This is a genomic window from Streptomyces erythrochromogenes (assembly GCF_040684695.1).
Taxonomy (GTDB): Bacteria; Actinomycetota; Actinomycetes; order Streptomycetales; family Streptomycetaceae; genus Streptomyces; species Streptomyces erythrochromogenes_C.
In genome coordinates, this window is record NZ_JBFBGM010000003.1 from 309,836 (window position 1) to 327,488 (window position 17,653).

Here is a 17,653-nt window from a genome sequence, read left to right on the forward strand (position 1 = left end):
ACTGACACGCACCGGCCCCCGACGGTCGAGCGGCTCTCACCGCTTCGGGGACCACCGGCAGGAGGCCCCTGCACGCCGATCGCGGTGTTCGGCGTGCGGGGGCCCGCCCGCGCACCCCCGCCCCGATCCCACTCCCGGAGACGGTCTGGCATATGCGGCCCCGATTGCCGCATTCTTGCGTAGATGCCATCCGAACCAGCCAGGATGGCTCGAACGTAAGGAGAGCGGGATGGCCGTCGTCGTGCAGCACTCGGCCGGGGAGACTCCGTCCACCGTGAGCCGGGTGCTCGCCGCCGCGGGTGTGGACACCCGCACGCTGCCGCTCACGGACGCCGAGGGCCCGGCCGCCGATCTCGACGGGGTCGAGGGTCTGATCGTGCTGGGCGGGCGCGCATCCGGCGAGCCGCCCGGCGGGCCCGCGCTCCTGCGGGAAGCCCTGGCCGCCGAGGTGCCCGTACTGGCCCTCGGCTCCGGAGCGCGCATGCTGGCCGCGGACGCGGGCCCGGCCGCGCGCACCGCTTCCGCCGCGGGCGGCGCGGACCGGGCGGTGCGGCTCACCCCGGCCGCCGGCACCGACCCGCTCTTCGCGGGGGCCTCACGGCCGTCGCCGGGTCTGCGGCCGGCCCGCGACCCGCTGCGCCTGCCCGCCGACGCCGTCGTACTGGCCTCCTGCGACGGCCTTCCCGAGCAGGCGTTCCGTATCGGCGCGAGCGCCTGGGGCGTGCGGTTCCTCGCGCAGGACGTCGCCGGGGACCGCTGGGCCGCGGACCCCTGGGCCGCCGATCTCCTGAGCCGGTTCGCGGCCCTCGTGACCGCCCGCTCCGAACACACCGCCGCGCGGGCGTTCTTCACCCGGCGGGCCGAGGCCTGGGAGGAGCGGTTCGCCCACCAGACCCCCGCGTACGAGGCCGGCGTCGCCCGGATGTGCCTGGCGCCCGGCGGCGTCGCCGTGGACCTCGGCTGCGGCACCGGGCGGGCCATGCCCGCCCTGCGGCAGCAGGTCGGGCCGGGGGGCCGGGTGCTGGGGGTCGACGTCACCCCGGCCATGCTGGCGGCCGCCGCCCGGTACGGCCGCACCCGCCACGGCGCTCTGCTGGCGGCGGACTGCACCCGGCTCCCGCTGCCCGGCGCTTGCGTGCACGGCATCTTCTCGGCGGGCCTCCTCGACCACCTGCCGGACCCGTACGCGGCCCTGCGCGAGTGGGCCCGGGTCAGCGCGCCGGAGGGGGTCCTGCTGCTGTTCCATCCCTCGGGCCGGGCCGAACGCGCCGCCCGGCACGGCCGCCCGCTCGACCCCGCCGACCTCTTGGCCGAGGGCAACCTCCGCGCGGCCCTGGAAGGCGCCGGCTGGCACCTGGAGGCGTACGAGGACGCCGACGGCCACTTCCTGGCCCGTTCCGTCCTGCGCCATCGGGCCCGCGGCGGCCCGGCGGCGGCTCGGTCGGCCCGCCTCTCCCCGGCAGGTGCCGCCGGGTAGACCCGAGCCCCCCGGCCTCGGCGCCACCTCGGTCCGGGCGCAGTCGTCGACCTCGCAGTCGTCCGCCGGGGCAAGTCAGCGGATGCCGGGCCCGGTTGCGGCGGCGTCCTTGTCGGTGGCGACGGCGGAGGCGGCGAGCAGGGTCGCACCGGCGAGGCTGCCCCACAGGGCCGCCGGGCCGTGGGGTGCGAGGGCGGTGATGGCCGCCGGGGAGACGGCGAGACCGAAGCCCGTGGAGAGCTCGAAGCGGGCGAGGACGCGGCCGAGGGCGTGGGCCGGGGCCACGGCGGTGACCAGCGCCGTGGCGCTGCCGGCGTAGACGATCTCGCCGATCGTGCAGACCACGGACACCGCGGCGACGGCCGGGGCGCCCCAGCCGCCCCCCAGTGAGGCGGCCGCGAGGAACCCGGCGTAGGACGCGGCGAGCACCACCCCGCCGAGGGCCAGCGCGGTCCGCCGGGGGAAGCGGGCCAGCCACACGGTGACCGGCACCTGGAGGGTGACCACGAGCACCGTGTTGGCCACGAACACGGCCGCCGGCCACACCGGGGAGGCGTGCAGTTGCGTCACCAGCACCAGGGGGAGCGCGATCTCGGGGACGTTGAGGCAGAAGACGTAGACCACGTTCGCGGCGCGCAGTGCGCGCAGCCGGGGCACGGGCCCCTCGGATGCGTCCTCGGCGGCGTGCTCGGCCGCGGCGCCGGCCGGACGCGCGCGCAGGTGCACCGACCACGCCAGGGCCGCCGCGGCGAGGTAGGCGATCCCGGTGGCGGCCGCCATCGCCCGGAGGGCCGGGGCGCCGCCGGCCAGGCAGGCGGTGGCGAGGAGCGCGCCCGCGCCCAGGCCCGCGTTGCGCAGGGCGCGGCCCGCCGCGAGGGCGGTGTCGCGTTCCCGGCCGTGGGCGACCGTGGCGACCAGGGCCGCGTGGGCGGCGGGCCAGGCCTGGTTGCCGACGCCGAGGAACAGCGCCGCCGTCGCGAACGGCCAGACGTGCCCCGCCGGGGTGGCGAGCAGCAGCGCCACCCCCAGGGCCCGCACCAGCATCGACGCCGCCACGACCGTGCTGCGTGCGCCCCGGTCCAGCCAGCGGCCCACGGCAGGCATGCACACCAGGCCGACGACGATGCCGGCCGTCATGGCGATGCCGGTCGCCGGAGCGGACAGCCGCAGCACCATCACCCCGTAGAGCAGCAGGAAGGGCCGCAGCAGGCCGGTGCCGAGCGCGTCCACGACCAGGGCGACGGCGTAGCGGGGGCCTCCGGAGGCCATGACCAGGGCGCGGGGCCGGATCTTGGTGGTGGTTTCCATGGCGTCACCCTGTGTTCGCCCGCCGGGCCGGGCACGCGGGTTGACGGACATCGTCAACCCGGTGGCGGGGCGGGCCCTCCGGTCGGGGATGCTTGGGCGGGTGACGTTGAGGATCGACATCGGCGGCCTGCCGTCCGGACGGCTGCGGTTCGCCGCCTCGCCGCTGGCCGAACTGACCGCGGTGCTGCACGTGCTGGCCGAGCCGGGCCACCATCCGCACCTCGCCGGCTGGGCCGGTGAGGTGTGGGCCGGCATGCCGCAGGGCCTGGCCGAGGGCCTGCGGGAGGCGGATTTCCTCTGGCGTTCCTCACAGGCCGACTTCCTGCTCCCGGCACGGCCCCGGCCGACCCTCGCCGAGGAGTTGGACGATGTGGACCGGATCGACGACGAGAAGTACGTGACGGCGGCGCTCGTCACCACCTGCGGCAGCAACCGGGTCCGCTTCGGGGCGCCTTCGCCGCTGACCGACCCGGCCGCGCGGGAGCGTGCGCTGGACCTGGCGCAGGCCCGCGGGGTGCGCCAGGAGGCATTCGCGGCACGGCTGCTCGCGGACCCGGCCGCCGTACGGGCGCGGGTGCGCGACACCCTCGAACAGTGCGCCGAGGCCTTCTTCGACACCGCCTGGGCGGACGTCGCCGTACGGCTGGCCACCGACCTGCGCGTGAAGAACGACCTGCTCAGGCGGCACGGCACCGGGGCGGCGCTCGCGGCGGTCTCCGGCGCGGTCTCCCTCGCTCCGGACGGCGGCCACATCGTCGTGGACAAGCTCCCGGACAAGGCGACCACCGCACAGGGCACCGGCGTCACCTTCATCCCCAGCGTCTTCGGCGGCCCGCACCTGGCGGTGGTGCACGCCCCCGGCTGGCAGCCGGTGGTGCAGTACCCGGTGGCCGAGCCGGATCCCCCGGAGCCGGTGTCGCTGGAGACGGTCACGCTCAGGCTGGAGGCACTGGCCCATCCGGTACGGCTGCGGCTGCTGCGCACCCTGGCCCGCGGCCCGCACACCACCCGGGAGCTGGCCCACGCCTGGGAGCTGTCACCGCCGGAGGTGTCCCGCCACCTCGCCGTCCTGCGCCGCGCCGGCCTGCTCACGGCCCGGCGGCGCGGCCGCTACGTCCGCTACACCCTCAACCTGCCCGATCTGACGGCGCTGGGCGCCGACCTGCTGGCGGCCGTCCTGCGCTGAGCGGCTTCGGGCGCCCGCCGACGGCGTGCGGCCGGTGTGGCGCAGGTCACGCGACTCCCCCTGTCACAGCGGTGGCGGCACCGGTGTCTTGTGCCCGGAAGCCGACAACGAGAGAACGGGGAGCCCACCATGACCGAGAACACCGAAGTCATCGTGATCGGCGGAGGGTACGCGGGCGTCATGGCCGCCAACCGGCTGACGCAGCACGCCGGTGTGACCGTGACGCTGATCAACCCCCGCCCTTCCTTCGTCGAACGGATCCGCCTGCACCAGCTGGTCGGCGGCACCGACGACGCGGTCGTCGCGTACGCGGACGTCCTGGGCCGGGGCGTGCGCCTGCGGGTCGACACCGTGGCGGGGATCGACGCGGCCGCGCGCCGCGTGAGGCTGGCGTCGGGCGGAACGGCCGCCTACGACTACCTCGTCTACGCCGTGGGCAGCGCCAGTGCCGACCCGGGTGTGCCGGGTGCGGCGGAGTTCTCCTACCCGGTGGGCAGCCTGGAGGAGGCGCAGCGGCTGCGGCCGGTGCTTCTGGCCGCGCCCGCGACGGCGGCGGTGACGGTGGTCGGGGCCGGTCCGACCGGCATCGAGACCGCCGCGGAACTGGCGGAGCAGGGCCGGGCGGTGACCCTGGTCTGCGGCGGGGCGCTCGGCCCGTACCTGCACGCGCGGGGCCGGCGCTCGGTCGCCCGGCGGCTGGCCGGGCTTGGTGTCACCGTGGTGGAAGGCCCCGGCACGAAGGTGACGGCCGTGTCCCGTGACGCCGTGCGTCTGGAGGACGGCCGCGAACTGCCCAGCGAGGTGACCGTCTGGACGGCCGGCTTCGGTGTGCCGGACCTGGCCGTACGCAGCGGGCTGAGCACCGACCCCGTGGGCCGCCTGCTGACGGACGAGACGCTGACCAGCGTGGACGACGACCGCATCGTCGCCGCAGGCGACGCGGCGGCCCCCTCGGGCCTGCCGCTGCGGATGAGCTGCCAGGCCGCGATTCCGCTGGGCGCGCGGGCCGCCGACACGGTGCTGAGCCGGATCGCGGGCGAGCGGCCGGCGCCCCTCAGCGCGGTGTTCGCGGGCCAGTGCATCAGCCTCGGCCGGCGCGCGGGCATCTTCCAGTTCGCCCGCCGCCACGATGTGGCGGTCCGGTTCCACATCGCCGGACGCCCCGGCGCGAAGCTCAAGGAGTTCGTCTGCCAGGGCATCGTCAAGCACCTGGCCGGCGAGGCCCGCGAGCCGGGCTCGTACGGCCTGCACCGCGTCTCGGGAGGCGCCAAGCGGCGTGAACTCCTCGCCGCCGCCGCCCAATCCACTGGCACGGACGGCGTCCGGGCGGCAGAACTGCTCCGGTGAACCGCCTGCCCCCGTGGGACCTGCGGGTGCCGGACCCGCCGACACCGGACCCGCGATCGGATGGACGGCGACCGCGCAGCCGCCCTCTGGGCGTGCGTCGCCACCTCTACCCGAGTCCGGGGAGCGTCATCCTCAGGGCTTCGCCCCGGGGCTCCCCTTCAGCCGCTCCTCGAACCCCGGCTTCTGCACGGTCACGGTGGACCGGCCCGTGTGCAGCGCGCCCCCGGCGTCCTGGGGAAGGAGCAGGACGGCCGGCCGCGGGGCCGTGGCAGGGGTACCCGTCGAGGTCGCCAGCAGGCCGATACCGCTGCCCACCAGGGCCACGGAAACCGCGGCCAGAACGACACCGCCGATCCAGGAATGCTCGAACACGACCGTTCTCCGTTTCTCCGCCCGGCGCAGGAGCCTCCGGGACGTCCCGGTGAAGGCGTACGTCCACTACACCCGGCACGCCTGCGGGCGTCACGCCACGTGAACGCGTGACTTGACACCCGTGACCGGTCCCGCCGGAGGGGGCGTGGGACGGCCCCGGCCGGCGCGGTACGCCGCGTCGTGCGCCCCCGCCGGCAGCACTGCGTTGGTGCTCCTTGCCCCGCCGGATGATGCTTGTCAGTGGGGCCCCTGGCCGTGCAGGTCCCGTGGGACGGCAGCGACGGATCTAGCGAGGGCGAGATGAGCGGCGATGGAGCAACTTCCCACCTCTCCCGGTGAGCGGCCGGAGCCGACCGACGCCGCCCAGGAGCCCGCGTACACGGCGACGGCCGCCGTGGACGAGCAGGGCGTCGTCATCGAGTGGGGTGAGGGTGCCGCCCGGCTGCTCGGATACGCGTCCGCGGAGGTGGTGGGGCGGTCCGCCGAATTCCTGCTGGCCGATCCCGCGGGCGATGCGGCGCGCCGCATCCGGCCCGAACAGGAACGGTGGAGCGGGACGGTGGCACTGCGCCGCCGGGACGGCAGCCGACTGGAGCAGGGGCTGCTCGCGCACCGCCGGACCTCCACCGGCGGCGCCACCAAGTGGTACGTGGTGTCCGCGGTGGCGGGCGGGCGGGGCGGTGACGGCTCCTCGTGGGGTGATCCGCTGCACGAGTGGTCGTTCTCCCAGTCCCCCTGTTTCCTGGCGATCTTCGACGCGGACCTGCGGCTGGTACGGGCGAACGCGGGCATGGAGCGCACGCTGTCCCTCACCGAATCCGAGATGGCCGGGCTGCGCCTGCCGGAGATCGCCCCGGACCCGGTGAGCGAGGAGACCGAGCACCGGATGCGCCTGGCGCTGGAGTCCGGGGAGCCGCAGCACATGGAGGCCTTCGTCCGTGCCACGGGCGTCAGCGCGGAGCACGGCTGGGCGACCTCGGTGGCCCCGCTGCGGGACCCGGACGGCCGGGTGCGGGCGGTGTGCCTCGCCGCGCACGACCGGACCGGGGCCGAGGTCGAGACGCAGCAGATGTTCGTACCGGACGCCGCCGCCGCGCGGATCGGCACCACCGGGGACAGCACCCGCACCGCGCAGGAGCTGGCCGACGTGGCCGTCCCCCGGATCGCCGACTTCGCGGTCGTCGACCTGATCGAGCCGCTCCCGCGGGGCGACGACCACGCCTCCGGACCGCCGTCGGGGCCGGTCACCGTGTGCCGTACGGCCGTGCGCTCGGCCGTCGAGGGGAGTTCCGAGGGGCGGGTCGCGGTCGGCGAGACGGCCGTCTATCCGCCGCTGTCGCCGCCCGCGGAGTGCCTGGCCGCGGGTCGTGGTGCCGTGTACGCGACGACCGCCCCGGCCGTCGCCCAGTGGATGGCGCAGGACCCGGCGGCCGCCTGGCTCGGGGCGCACGGGACGCATTCGATGCTGGTGGTGCCCCTGCACGCCGACGGTGTCAGCCTCGGCGTGGCCGTGTTCGGCCGTCGCCAGAGCCGGGAACCGTTCCTTCGGCAGGACCTGAGCCTGGCCGAGGAGCTCGCGGGCCGGGCGGCGGCGAGCATCCACGGCGCGCACCGGTCCGCCCGCGAGCACACCAGCACGATGACGCTGCAGCGGAGCCTGCTGCCGCAGACGCTGCCGGACCACCCGGCGCTGGAGACGGCCTCCCGCTACCTGCCGGCCGGTACCGAGGCGGGTGTGGGCGGCGACTGGTTCGACGTGATCCCGCTGTCGGGCGCCCGGGTGGCCCTGGTGGTGGGCGATGTCGTCGGCCACGGCATCCGTGCCTCGGCGACCATGGGCCGGCTGCGCACCGCGGTGCGCACGCTGGCCGACGTCGACCTGCCGCCCGATGAGCTGCTCACCCACCTCGACGACCTGATCATCCACCTGTCCGCGGACGAGGGCGGCCGGGAGGCGGTCGACGAGAGCGCCGGGGGCATCGGTACCACCTGCCTGTACGTGGTCTACGACCCCGTCACCCGGCACTGCACGCTCGCCCGGGCCGGGCACCCGCCGCCGGCGGTGGTCTCCCCGGAGGGTTCCGTGTACCTCCTCGACGTCCCGGCCGGCCCGCCGCTGGGCCTGGGCGGCCTGCCCTTCGAGACCCTGGACGTGGACCTTCCCGAGGGCAGTGTGCTGACCCTCTACACCGACGGGCTGCTCCAGCCCCGCGAGCGGGACATCGACGAGGCGCTGGACACGATGTTCTCCGCGCTCGCCCAGCCCGCCTCCACCCTGGACACGGTCTGCGACCGCGTGCTGACGGCCCTGCTGACGCACCGCCCCGACGACGACGTGGCCCTGCTCGTCGCGCGGACGCGGGCCCTGCACGCCGACAAGGTCGTGGTGTGGGACCTGACCTCGGATCCCTCCGACGTCTCCCAGGCCCGTCGGCGGACCACCGACCAGCTGGCGCAGTGGGGGCTGGAGGAGGCTTCGTTCGTCACCGAGCTGCTGGTCAGCGAGCTGGTCACCAATGCCATCCGGTACGGCGAGCCGCCCATCCAGCTGCGGCTGATCCACGAGAAGGACACCCTGATCTGCGAGGTCTCCGACGCCAGCAGCACCGCCCCGCACATGCGGCGGGCCCGGACCTTCGACGAGGGCGGGCGGGGTCTGCTGCTGGTGGCGCAGCTCGCCCAGCGCTGGGGCACCCGGCACGCCCCGGTCGGCAAGACGATCTGGGCCGAGCAGTCGCTCCTCGGCTTCTAGGTCCGAGCGGCCGAGCGGCGGCTTCTAGGGCCGGTCGGCCGGGGTACGGAAGACCGGCAGGGCCCACTGCGGGGGTTCCGGGGGCGGGGCCGTCTCCTCCTGGCTGCGCCGGGGCCTCTGCTCCGTCCGGGGCCCGTCCTCGGTGGCGACCCGCAGGGCCGCCACGAACTCCAGGCAGGAGCCGTACCGGTCCTCGGGCACCTTCGCCAGGGCCCTGGAGAAGACCTCGTCGGCGGCCGGGGCGATGTCCGGCCGCCGCTCGGTCAGCGGAGGCGGCGAATCGTACTGGTGCGCCCACAGCAGTGCCGCGTCCTCCTCCCGCACGAAGGGCGGCCCGCCCGCGAGGGTCTCGTAGACGACGCAGGCCAGGCTGTACTGGTCGCACCTGCCGTCCACCGGCCGGCCGGAGATCTGCTCGGGCGCCATGTAGTCGAGCGTGCCGACGAACTCCCCCGCCGTGGTGAACCCGCTCAGCGACAAGGACTTCTTCGTCAGGCCGAAGTCCGTGAGGTAGATGTGCTCCGGGTGGTCCCGGTCGGGGCCCGCCGCGACCAGGATGTTCCCGGGTTTGACGTCCCGGTGCACCAGCTCGTGGTCGTGGGCGGCGTCCAGGGCGGACGCCACCTGGGCGGCGATCCGCAGGGCCGTCGTGACGGGCAGCGGGCCCTCCCGGTCCAGCAGTCCCCGCAGGTCCAGCCCGGGTACGTACCGCATGGCGATGTAGAGGACGCCGTCGGTCTCGCCGGCCTCGAAGATCGGCACGATGTGCGGGTGCTCGATCGAGGCGGCCACCCTCGACTCGTGGGTGAAGCGGCGCCGGAAGGTGTCGTCGCGGGCCCGTTCGGGGGCGATCAGCTTGATCGCGACCGTACGGTCCAGGCGCAGGTCCTTGGCGCAGTAGACGACGGCCATGCCACCCCGGCCGATCATGCGCTCGATCTTGTATCCGGCGATCCGCTGCCCGACCAGCCCGGAGGGCCGGCCCCTGTACTGGCTCAGGTCCGCGCCCATCCGGCGCCCCCCTTCCTCAGCAGGAATTCTATCCAGTGGTCCCCCCGGACGCCCGGCGGAGAAGCCCCCGCCCGCCTGCGCTACCACAGCGCGGCCGGTGGCGGCAGGGGGCGGACCACCACCATTTCGACCGCGGTGGAGCGGTGGGGTCATGGGTGGTGCCCACGCGGAATGCGGGCGGCCGGCGCCCATGCGCGCCGGGCGCGGATGGCGTTGAGTCGGAGGTGCCGATCGGCCGGCGCCAGTCCGACTCCAGCCGCGCATCCCGCGCATTCGACCCTTCTAGGAGGTGAACCGGGTGAGCGTACTCAAGCCCCAGAACACGGAGGCCCGCAGGACGCAGCGCGGCCCGGGATACCCGAACTGACCCGACGGATCCGTGCGGGGGCGCTCCCCCGTGCCCCCGCCCGGATCCCGTCGTTCCCGCCGGCCGCTGCCGGCGGCGGCCCCGCGGACGATCACAGAGGCTGACAGCTCAGATGCGCAACGGACGATGGGTCCACCGCTCCCTCTTCACGTGGAACGACACGCTGTTCTTTGACCCTCTCGACGCCTACCACGAGCCGGACGCCGACCACTTCCTCGCCGGGCTCGACGCGCGGACGCGCGCGCGGTTCGTCCGCCGCGGCCCGAGCTGGAGCCACCGGCACGACCCGGCCCCGCCGGAGCAGGGCTGGAAGATCCACGTCTCGGCGGGGCAGCGGCAGGCGCGCGAGATCGCCGCCTCGGTGGTCGGGCACCTGACCGCCCGCGGCACCGACTTCGAGATCGTCCTCGACCCCACCGTCTTCGCCCTGCGGGCCGACGGCCTGCTCGCCACCGTCTACCCGCACGACGTCGCGGAGTTCAGGAGCTGCCTGGCCGGCCTCGCCCGCCTCCTGGACGGGGTGGACGGCCCGTGCGTGCCCTCGGGCGTGCGCTACCGCGACAGCGGGGCGCTGTACCTGCGCTACGGCCCGTTCCACGACGCCCGCACCGTCGACGTCCTCGGGCGCCCGCAGCCGCCCGCACCCGACTGGGCGCCCTGGCCGTTCGACGACTGGAAGCCCGCCGACGAGGACGCGGGCGACGGGCTGCTCGGGGGCCGCTTCCGGGTGACCGACACGCTGCGGTCCTCCCACGACGGCGGCGTCCACACCGCCGAGGACACCGCCCGCGACGGCCGGAAGGTGCTCCTCAAGGAGGCCCGCCACGACGCCGCCGACCTCCTGGGCCGCGAGTGGATGTTCCTGAACCTGCTGGCCGCGGCGGGCTCCTACCCGGCTCCCGTGGCCAAGTTCCAGCAGGGCGAACACCACTACATCGCGAGGGAGTTCGTCGAGGGCACCGGCCTCGGCCCGCTGCTGCTCGCCCGCAGCCCGCTCGCGCGGCCCGGCTTCGACGCCGAGCGGTCGCGGGAGTACCTGCGGACGTTCCTCACCGTCTTCCGCGGCCTCGCCCGCGCGGTCCGGGCCGCGCACGACCGCGGCGTTCTCCTCGGCGGCTTCACCACCTCGGACGTCCTCGTCGACCCGGACACCCACGAGGTGAGCATCGTCGGTCTGGAGTCCTGCCGGCTGGCCGGCCCCGGGTCCGAGAACACCACCGGCGGCGGCGCGACCGAGGCCGGGGACCGGTACGCCCTCGCCCGCGTGATGGCGGACCTCGTCCTCCCGGTGACGGCGATGTCGTACCTGCGCGAGGACTTCCTGGACCTGTACCGGATCCCCGTCGTGGAGGGTCTGGGCTGGCCGGAGCGGGTGCACCGGCTGCTCGTGGACCTGGCGCGCGGCCGGATCGGCCTCGTCGGCCTGCTCGACGTGCTGGAGGACGCGGCGGAGCCGCTCGGCCCGGTCGCCACGACCCCGCCGCGCCCGGCCGCCGAGGAGCGGTTGCGGCCGGCCGGGGCGGTGGCCGCGGCCTCCGCGGTGGCCGCGTTCATCGGGGCCGCCGCCGACACCGGCCGGGACACGCTCTTCCCCGTGGACCCGTTCGCGCACGTCACCAACCCTCTCGGGCTCGGATCCGGTGCGAGCGGCGTCCTGTGGGCGCTCAACTCCTGCGGTGTGCCCGTCCGGCCCGAATGGCGCGACCGGCTGCGCGCCGAGCTGGCGGGCCTCGACCCGGCGCGGTACCCGGACGGGCTCATGAACGGCCTGGCCGGCATCGCCTGGGCCGCCGACTCGCTCGGGCTCGGGGCAGCGGCCGGGGAACTGCTCGACCGGGCCAACCGGCGCGTGGTGGACAGGGGCGACCACACCTTCCACCACGGGCTCGCCGGGGTGGGCATGACGAACCTGCACTTCTTCCTGCGCAGCCGCGACCCGCGCGACCTCGCCGCGGCGCAGCACTGCGCCCGGGCACTGCACGAGACGGCGCAGCGCGACGAGGGCCAGGCGTACTGGCTGACCGGCGCGGGTGCGCGGGGGCCGCTGACCGGGCTGGGCTCCGGACAGGCGGGCGTGGCGGTGTTCCTGTTGCGGCTGCACCAGATCTCGGGCGAGGAGCACCACCTGGCGCTCGGGCGGGAGGCACTCGCCTGGGAGACGGCCCGCCGGGAGACGGCCCGCCGGGAGACGGCCCGCGAGGGGGCGAACGGCGAGGAGGCGGGCACGGGTCCCTCCGTCGAGGCGGATCCGTCCGTCGAGGCGGGCGCGGCGGGCGTGGCGAAGGTCCTGCTGCGCTACGGGGACCTGACCGCGGCCCGCGCGCTGCTGCGGGGCCTGGACCTGCGGTACGCGCCGCGGCCCGGGTACGCGACCGGGATGTGCGGGATCGCCGACACGCTGCTGGACGCGGCGCAGTTCACCGGCGACCCCGCCTACCGCGACGCGGCGCTGCGGCAGCTCGACTTCGTCCGGCGGGTGTTCCTCTTCGAGCCGGCCGAACGCTTCGGTCTGCGCGACGCGGACGGGCGGCCCCTGCTGGGGGTGCCCGGTGAGGGCCTGCTGCGCTGTTCCACCGACTACCTGACCGGCTCGGCGGGTGTGCTGCGGGTGCTCCACCGTGCGGGCTCCGGCGGCACGGCCGACTTCCTGCTGGACGAGATCGGGCCGCCCTGACCGGCGGGACGGCCGTGGCCCGCGCCGACGAGGTCGCCGGAGGCGGTGGCGAAAGCGCGGCGGTTCGGGTGGCCGGTCTTGTGGAGGACGTTCGCGACGTGCTTCTCGACGGTGCGCAGGGAGATGTGGAGCCGGCCGGCGATGTCCTTGTTGCTGATCCGCTCCGCGACCAGCCGGGCCACCTCGAACTCGCGGACGGTGATGCCGGACCTGCGCAGGTCCGGCGGGACCTGCTCGGTGCCCGTGCGCCGCTGCCGCACGGACGCGCCCATGCCGCGCAGCAGGGCCCGGCCCGCGGCGGCGACCGGGTGGAGGCCGGCGCCGTGGAAGTACTCCTCGGCCTCGCGCAGCCACTCGACCGGCGCGCCCCAGCCGTCCTCGTACGCCGGCCGGGCCACCAGCCGCATGCCCAGGCGGCGGGCCGCGGGGTACGGGCCGGCCGCTGCCAGTGCCTCGGCGGCGACGGCCGTCGCCTGCTCGCGGTGCCCCTCGCGGCCGAGCAGCACGGCGTGGGCGAGGCCCGTGAACTGGCGGTTCCAGCGGGTGCCGGCGGCGCCCGCCCCGGCGTCGGGGCAGTGCCGGCGGCCGATGCGTCCGGCCAGGACGCCGAGCAGCACGGCGATGCCGTGCCGTCCGAAGTCCTCGGTGGAGGGGTTCTCGGTGTCGTGGGCGAGCGCCTGCGCGAGCTCGGCTTCCGCGGCCCCGTGCCGCTCCTCCAGCAGCGAGCAGAAGGCCCGGGCCGACCCGTACGCCATGGCGCGCAGGCCGGGGGCGGCGTCGAGGAGCGGTTCCAGGCGTTCCAGCGCGCCGGTCATCTCGGCGCGGCGTCCCTGGTGGGCGTACCGTACGGCGTCGGCGAGCCGGAGCAGGGCGAGGGAGCGGCCCAGCCCGAGCGCGGAGGCCTCGGCCGCGTCCTCGATGATCCCGTCGCGGGCCTCGTCGAAGGCGCAGCGCCGGATCCGCTCCACGGCGAGCGCGAAGCCCGCCTCGTGGGCCGGCGGCAGCAGGCCCCGGCGGCGGGCGTCCTGCCGGACCTGTTCCAGGCGGGTGGGCTGCTCGTCGTGGCCCGCCGCGGTGATGGCCAGTTGTACGTCGGCCGCCGTGCGGGGGCCGGGGAGCCGGTGGGCGAGGGCGATCGCGCGGGCCCGCCCGAAGTGGGCGGTCGCCGCGGGCTCGTCCTCGGGCCGGGCGAGTTGTCCGAGCAGCAGCAGGGCTCCGCAGGCCGCCTCCGGCAGGTCGTCGGCGAGGGCGGCGTCCAGCGCCCTGCGGGCGAGCCGGCCGGCGGTGTGCAGCCGGTCGGGGGCGAGCCGGCCCAGCTCGGCGTGGGCGGCGGCGAGGTCCACCAGGGCGGTGTGGCCTTCGGCGGGGTGTCCGTCGGCCGGGTGGGCGGGGAGCAGCGAGCGGGCGGTGTCGAGGTGGCGCAGGGCTTCGGCGGGGCGGCCGGTGAGCGTGGCGATGCCGCCGAGTCGGGCGTGGATCCCGGCCCGTCGCGCGGCGGGGATGCCGTGGTCGGGGGCGGGCGGGTCGGGCAGCAGGTCGAGGCGGGCCGAGCGGGCGGCGGTGTCCAGCAGCAGTTCCAGCACCGTGGCGTGCAGTTCGGGCGGCGCGGCGCCGGGTTCGAGGAGGGCCCGGGCCCGGGTGAGCAGTTCCAGGGCGCGGTCCAGGGGCCGTTCCGGGACGGCCTCGTCCATCGCCCGCCGCGCGGCTTCGCAGTAGAGGCGGACGGCTTCGTGTGCTTCGCCGGAGTGCTCGTGCAGCCGGGCGGCGTGCTCGCGCCAGGTTCCGGGCAGTCCCGGGTGGAGGCGGGCGAGTGCCTGCGTGGCGCTCCGGGCGTACCGGGCGCGTTCGCCCGGCCCGAGGTCGTCGAGGAGCGCCTCGCCGACCAGCGGGTGGCGGAAGGCGTACCACTGGGTGCCGGGCCCGTCCGGCGTGATCAGGCAGGAGGCGAGGGCGGCGCGCAGGACCTCGGACAGGGCCGGGTGGTCGGCGCCGATCGCGTGCTCCAGTACGGGCAGGGGGAAGCGCCCGCCGAACAGGGCTGCCGTGCCCAGGAACCGCGCGCCGAGGGGCCCGAGCGCTTCGGTGCGGCGCCTGACGTCGTCGGCGACGGTGGGGGGTACGGACGGGGTCCGCTCGCCGCGGTGGGCGGCGCGGGCCGCGTGGTCGTGGACGAGTTCCTTGACGACGAAGGGGATTCCGGCTCCGCCGGTCACCGCGCGGTGGAGGAGGTCGGGGCAGACCGCCACCGGCGGGACGCCGAGCTCGGCCGCGGCGAGGAGGCGCACGTCGGAGTGGGTCAGGGGAGCCAGGTCGAGGATCTGCGCCACGTCCCGCTGGCGGGCGCGCAGGGCCAGTTCGGTGGCGGCGCGGGGGGTGGGGCCCGCGACGAGCAGGATCACGGCGGGCTGTTGCCCGATGTTGTCGAGGAGGTACTCGACGACGGCCAGGGTGCCGGCGTCGGCGTCGTGCAGGTCGTCGAGGACGAGCAGGCAGCCCCGCTGCCGGCCGACGGCGGCGAGCACGCGCAGCACGGTCTCGGCGACCGCGATGTGCGGGGCGGCGCGCCCGTCGGCGTCCGGGGCGTCGCCCAGCAGGCGGGCCATGACGGGGCCGTAGGCGCCCAGTTCGTCCGGGTCGGGCAGCAGGCCGGCGCGGGCGAGCAGGAGCAGTGCCTCGACCAGCGGCCGGTAGGGGACGGGCGGGCCGACGGTGCTGGCCCGCCCGCGTACGGTGACCATGTCCGCCGCGGCGGCCGTGTCGAGGGCCGCGGTGGCCAGGCGGGTCTTGCCGATGCCGGGCTCGCCGGTGACGAAGAGGGCTCCGCCCCGCCCGGACCCGGCGGCGGCCAGCGCGGCCGCGATCCGCTCCGTCTCGGCGGTCCGCCCGATCAGGGCTGCCCGCCCCCGGTGCGGGCCGCAGGCGTGACGCGTGGCGCCGGCGGTGGCGTTGGCGGCGGTGGCGGTGGCGGTGGCGGTGGCGGTGCGGTCTTCGGCAGTCCGTGCAGGCTGTGCCGGCCGTGCCGGCCTGAGTGCGGTCACCGGCTCGTCCCCTTCCCGGCGGGCCGTCCCGGACACCGCCGGGTCGACGGTAAGGGGGTTCGGGTGCCCCCCTGTAGCCGTCCGTTTGGGGGGCTTGCGCCGGGCTCAGCCCCCGTCGAGGCTGTCCTCCCGTACCCGCAGGGCGAGGTCGAGCTTGGTGTAGGTGGGGCGGCCGGCCTGCTGGTACTTGGCCTTGACGCGGTCCAGGTAGTCCTTGGCCGTGTGCACGGTGATGCCGGCCCGCCGCGCGGCGGACTTGAGGGTCATGCCGGACGCGTAGTCGAGCAGGATCTGCCGTTCCCGGGGGGAGAGCCGGGGGCGGGCGGGGCTGTCGTCGTAGGCGCAGGCGAAGGCGAGTTCCGTGGAGAGGGCGCCCCGGCCCTCCGCGAGGTCCTTGACGGCGGCGACCAGGGTGGGCAGGTCGTGGTCCTTGGTCAGGTATCCGTCGGCGCCGGCCCGGATCGCCTCCAGGATCCGGGAACGGTCCGGCACGGTGCTGATCATGAGGACGCGGCTGCCGGTGCGCAGCACCCTGCGGATGTTGTCGGCGGGGTCCGAGCCGTCCCGCAGGACGAGGTCGAGGAGGACGACGTCCGGCGGGGGCGGGACCGTCTCGCCGGGGCCGTGGGCGCGGTAGGGGCCGGGGTCCGCGAGGAGTTCGCCGACGGTGGCGGCCGTCGCGACGAGCCGCAGGTCCGGTACGTCGCCGAGCCAGGCCCGCAGCCCGTCGCGGAGCATCCGGTCGTCGTCGACCACCGCGACCGTGATCACCCGGGCCATCTGAGCTCCACGCGTACTCCTTCGCCGGGGGCGGTGTCCACCGTGGCGCGGCCGCCCGCCTCGGTCATCCGGCCGTGGACCGAGCCGCGCAGGCCGAGGCCGGGCTCGCACCGGGCCGGGTCGAATCCGGGGCCCCGGTCGACCACGGTGACGACGGCCGCGCCGCTTCCGTCCGGGTCGCCGGTGGCGGTGAGGTAGGCGTGCCCGGTGCCGGCGTGCCTGCGTACGTTGTTGAGGGCTTCGCGCACGGCGTGGCCGAGTGCGGCGGCGACCTCGGGCGGTACCCGCGGCAGGGCGTGGTACTGGGCGGTGACCCGCAGTCCGAGGCTCTCCACGGATCCGACGGCTTCCTCCAGGGCCTCGCCGATCTCCCGGTGGGGGACCTCGTCGGCGGTCTGCTGGATCAGCCGGCGCAGGTAGGCGGCCTCGCGGGCGCACCGCTGCCGTACCTCGGGGGCGTTGGCGTCGACGGTGCCGGCCGCCAGGGTGGTCAGGGTGGCGAGGACGGTGTCGTGCAGGGCGCGGTGGTGTTCGAGGCGTTCGGCGTAGCGCGCCTTGTGCCCTTCGGCGGCCAGCGCGCGGGCGTTGGCCTCGTCGAGGAGGCGGCCCTGGCGGAGCAGGTACCAGCGGAAGGCGTAGGTCATCAGGGCGGACGACACGATCGAGTTGAGGTGGCCGACGACGACGGCGGGGGTCGCGCCGACGGCCTGGTAGCCGATGAAGTGGGTGACGACGAGGAGCGCCACGACGGCGAGGGCGTGGAGGCGGTCGAGGGCGATGGCGGCGGCGGCGCTCGCCGATCCTCCGAGCAGCATCGCCCAGGCGATGGTGGGGGGTTCGCGCACGCCTCCCCAGGCGCACAGGGCCAGCGGCAGCACGCATCCGGTCACGACGACGTCGGCCCAGATGTGCCGGCGGTCGAACCGGCCCCGCCGCAGGGCGGTGCCGTAGGTCAGCACGCTGAGGCCCAGGGCCGCCGCGAGGCCGAGGTGTTGGAGGGGAAGCTGCCACGGGCGGTGGGCGACGGCCATGACGGCGACCGTGAGGTGGCTGCCCCGGTAGAGGAGGGTGGCCACGATCAGGAAGGACTGGGCCCGGTGCGTCCCCGACCCCACCGAGGTCGTTCCGCGCAGCGCCCGTATGCGGCGTAACGGTAAGGACTGCAACGCCAGGACCACTCCTCCCCAAAGCCGCGGGCAGCGCGGGGTCCCCCGGGGTGTGCCGGAGGGGACGGATGTGCCGCGAAGCTCGCAATTGCCAGTGACACCAGGCATTTTGCCCCAGCAGGTGCACGCCAGAAAGGCACGTCCCGGACGGCCGTCGGCCGGCCGAGGCCGATTT

Annotated in this window: 11 protein-coding genes; 5 read left to right on the forward strand and 6 right to left on the reverse strand. The window is 75.9% G+C overall.

The features are described from left to right. Positions 1-229: 229 nt before the first annotated feature. Entirely contained in the window at positions 230-1,477 is a 1,248-nt protein-coding gene (locus AB0O53_RS08635) for a methyltransferase domain-containing protein (protein WP_365194091.1), read from the forward strand. Between the two features lie 75 nt (positions 1,478-1,552). Here the strand turns inward: AB0O53_RS08635 and AB0O53_RS08640 are convergent, their stop codons facing one another. Next, positions 1,553-2,785: an MFS transporter gene (locus AB0O53_RS08640; protein ID WP_350990936.1), complete on the reverse strand. Its 1,233-nt coding sequence runs from the start codon at positions 2,783-2,785 to the stop codon at positions 1,553-1,555. 100 nt (positions 2,786-2,885) lie between these two features. Between AB0O53_RS08640 and AB0O53_RS08645 the strand changes: the two genes are divergently transcribed. Together AB0O53_RS08645 and AB0O53_RS08650 are read left to right on the forward strand one after the other, a co-directional pair. After that, positions 2,886-3,971 carry a DUF5937 family protein gene (locus AB0O53_RS08645; RefSeq protein WP_350990934.1) on the forward strand — a complete coding sequence of 362 codons (1,086 nt, stop codon included), beginning with the start codon at positions 2,886-2,888 and terminating at the stop codon, positions 3,969-3,971. Between the two features lie 129 nt (positions 3,972-4,100). Continuing rightward, positions 4,101-5,318, forward strand: coding sequence for an NAD(P)/FAD-dependent oxidoreductase (locus tag AB0O53_RS08650; protein ID WP_365194094.1), 1,218 nt, complete (start codon positions 4,101-4,103; stop codon positions 5,316-5,318). A gap of 132 nt (positions 5,319-5,450) precedes the next feature. On the opposite strand, the gene AB0O53_RS08655 is transcribed toward AB0O53_RS08650, so the two are convergent. Beyond that, a complete protein-coding gene (locus tag AB0O53_RS08655; protein ID WP_350990930.1) occupies positions 5,451-5,690 on the reverse strand; it encodes a hypothetical protein in 240 nt (79 codons plus the stop codon). A 310-nt stretch (positions 5,691-6,000) separates the two neighbouring features. Between AB0O53_RS08655 and AB0O53_RS08660 the strand changes: the two genes are divergently transcribed. Then, entirely contained in the window at positions 6,001-8,442 is a 2,442-nt protein-coding gene (locus AB0O53_RS08660; RefSeq protein WP_350990928.1) for a SpoIIE family protein phosphatase, read from the forward strand. Positions 8,443-8,466: 24 nt separating this feature from the next. On the opposite strand, the gene AB0O53_RS08665 is transcribed toward AB0O53_RS08660, so the two are convergent. Next, positions 8,467-9,453, reverse strand: a complete 987-nt coding sequence (locus tag AB0O53_RS08665) for a serine/threonine-protein kinase (RefSeq protein ID WP_365194098.1) — start codon at positions 9,451-9,453, stop codon at positions 8,467-8,469. 479 nt (positions 9,454-9,932) lie between these two features. Here AB0O53_RS08665 and AB0O53_RS08670 point away from each other — a divergent pair, with 479 nt between their 5' ends. Continuing rightward, positions 9,933-12,494, forward strand: coding sequence for a class III lanthionine synthetase LanKC N-terminal domain-containing protein (locus AB0O53_RS08670; RefSeq protein WP_350990924.1), 2,562 nt, complete (start codon positions 9,933-9,935; stop codon positions 12,492-12,494). Here the strand turns inward: AB0O53_RS08670 and AB0O53_RS08675 are convergent. The 3 genes from AB0O53_RS08675 to AB0O53_RS08685 form a co-directional block, all read right to left on the reverse strand. Beyond that, complete coding sequence (locus tag AB0O53_RS08675) at positions 12,398-15,532, reverse strand: helix-turn-helix transcriptional regulator (protein ID WP_365194102.1); 3,135 nt, start codon at positions 15,530-15,532, stop codon at positions 12,398-12,400. The two genes, AB0O53_RS08670 and AB0O53_RS08675, sit on opposite strands and share 97 nt — an antisense overlap. 105 nt (positions 15,533-15,637) lie before the next feature. Continuing rightward, the gene (locus AB0O53_RS08680; RefSeq protein WP_350990920.1) at positions 15,638-16,312 is read right to left on the reverse strand and encodes a response regulator; all 675 of its coding nucleotides are present in this window, start codon (positions 16,310-16,312) and stop codon (positions 15,638-15,640) included. Next, positions 16,300-17,478, reverse strand: coding sequence for a sensor histidine kinase (locus AB0O53_RS08685; protein WP_350990918.1), 1,179 nt, complete (start codon positions 17,476-17,478; stop codon positions 16,300-16,302). The genes AB0O53_RS08680 and AB0O53_RS08685 overlap by 13 nt, the downstream gene beginning before the upstream one ends. Between the last annotated feature and the right edge of the window lie 175 nt (positions 17,479-17,653).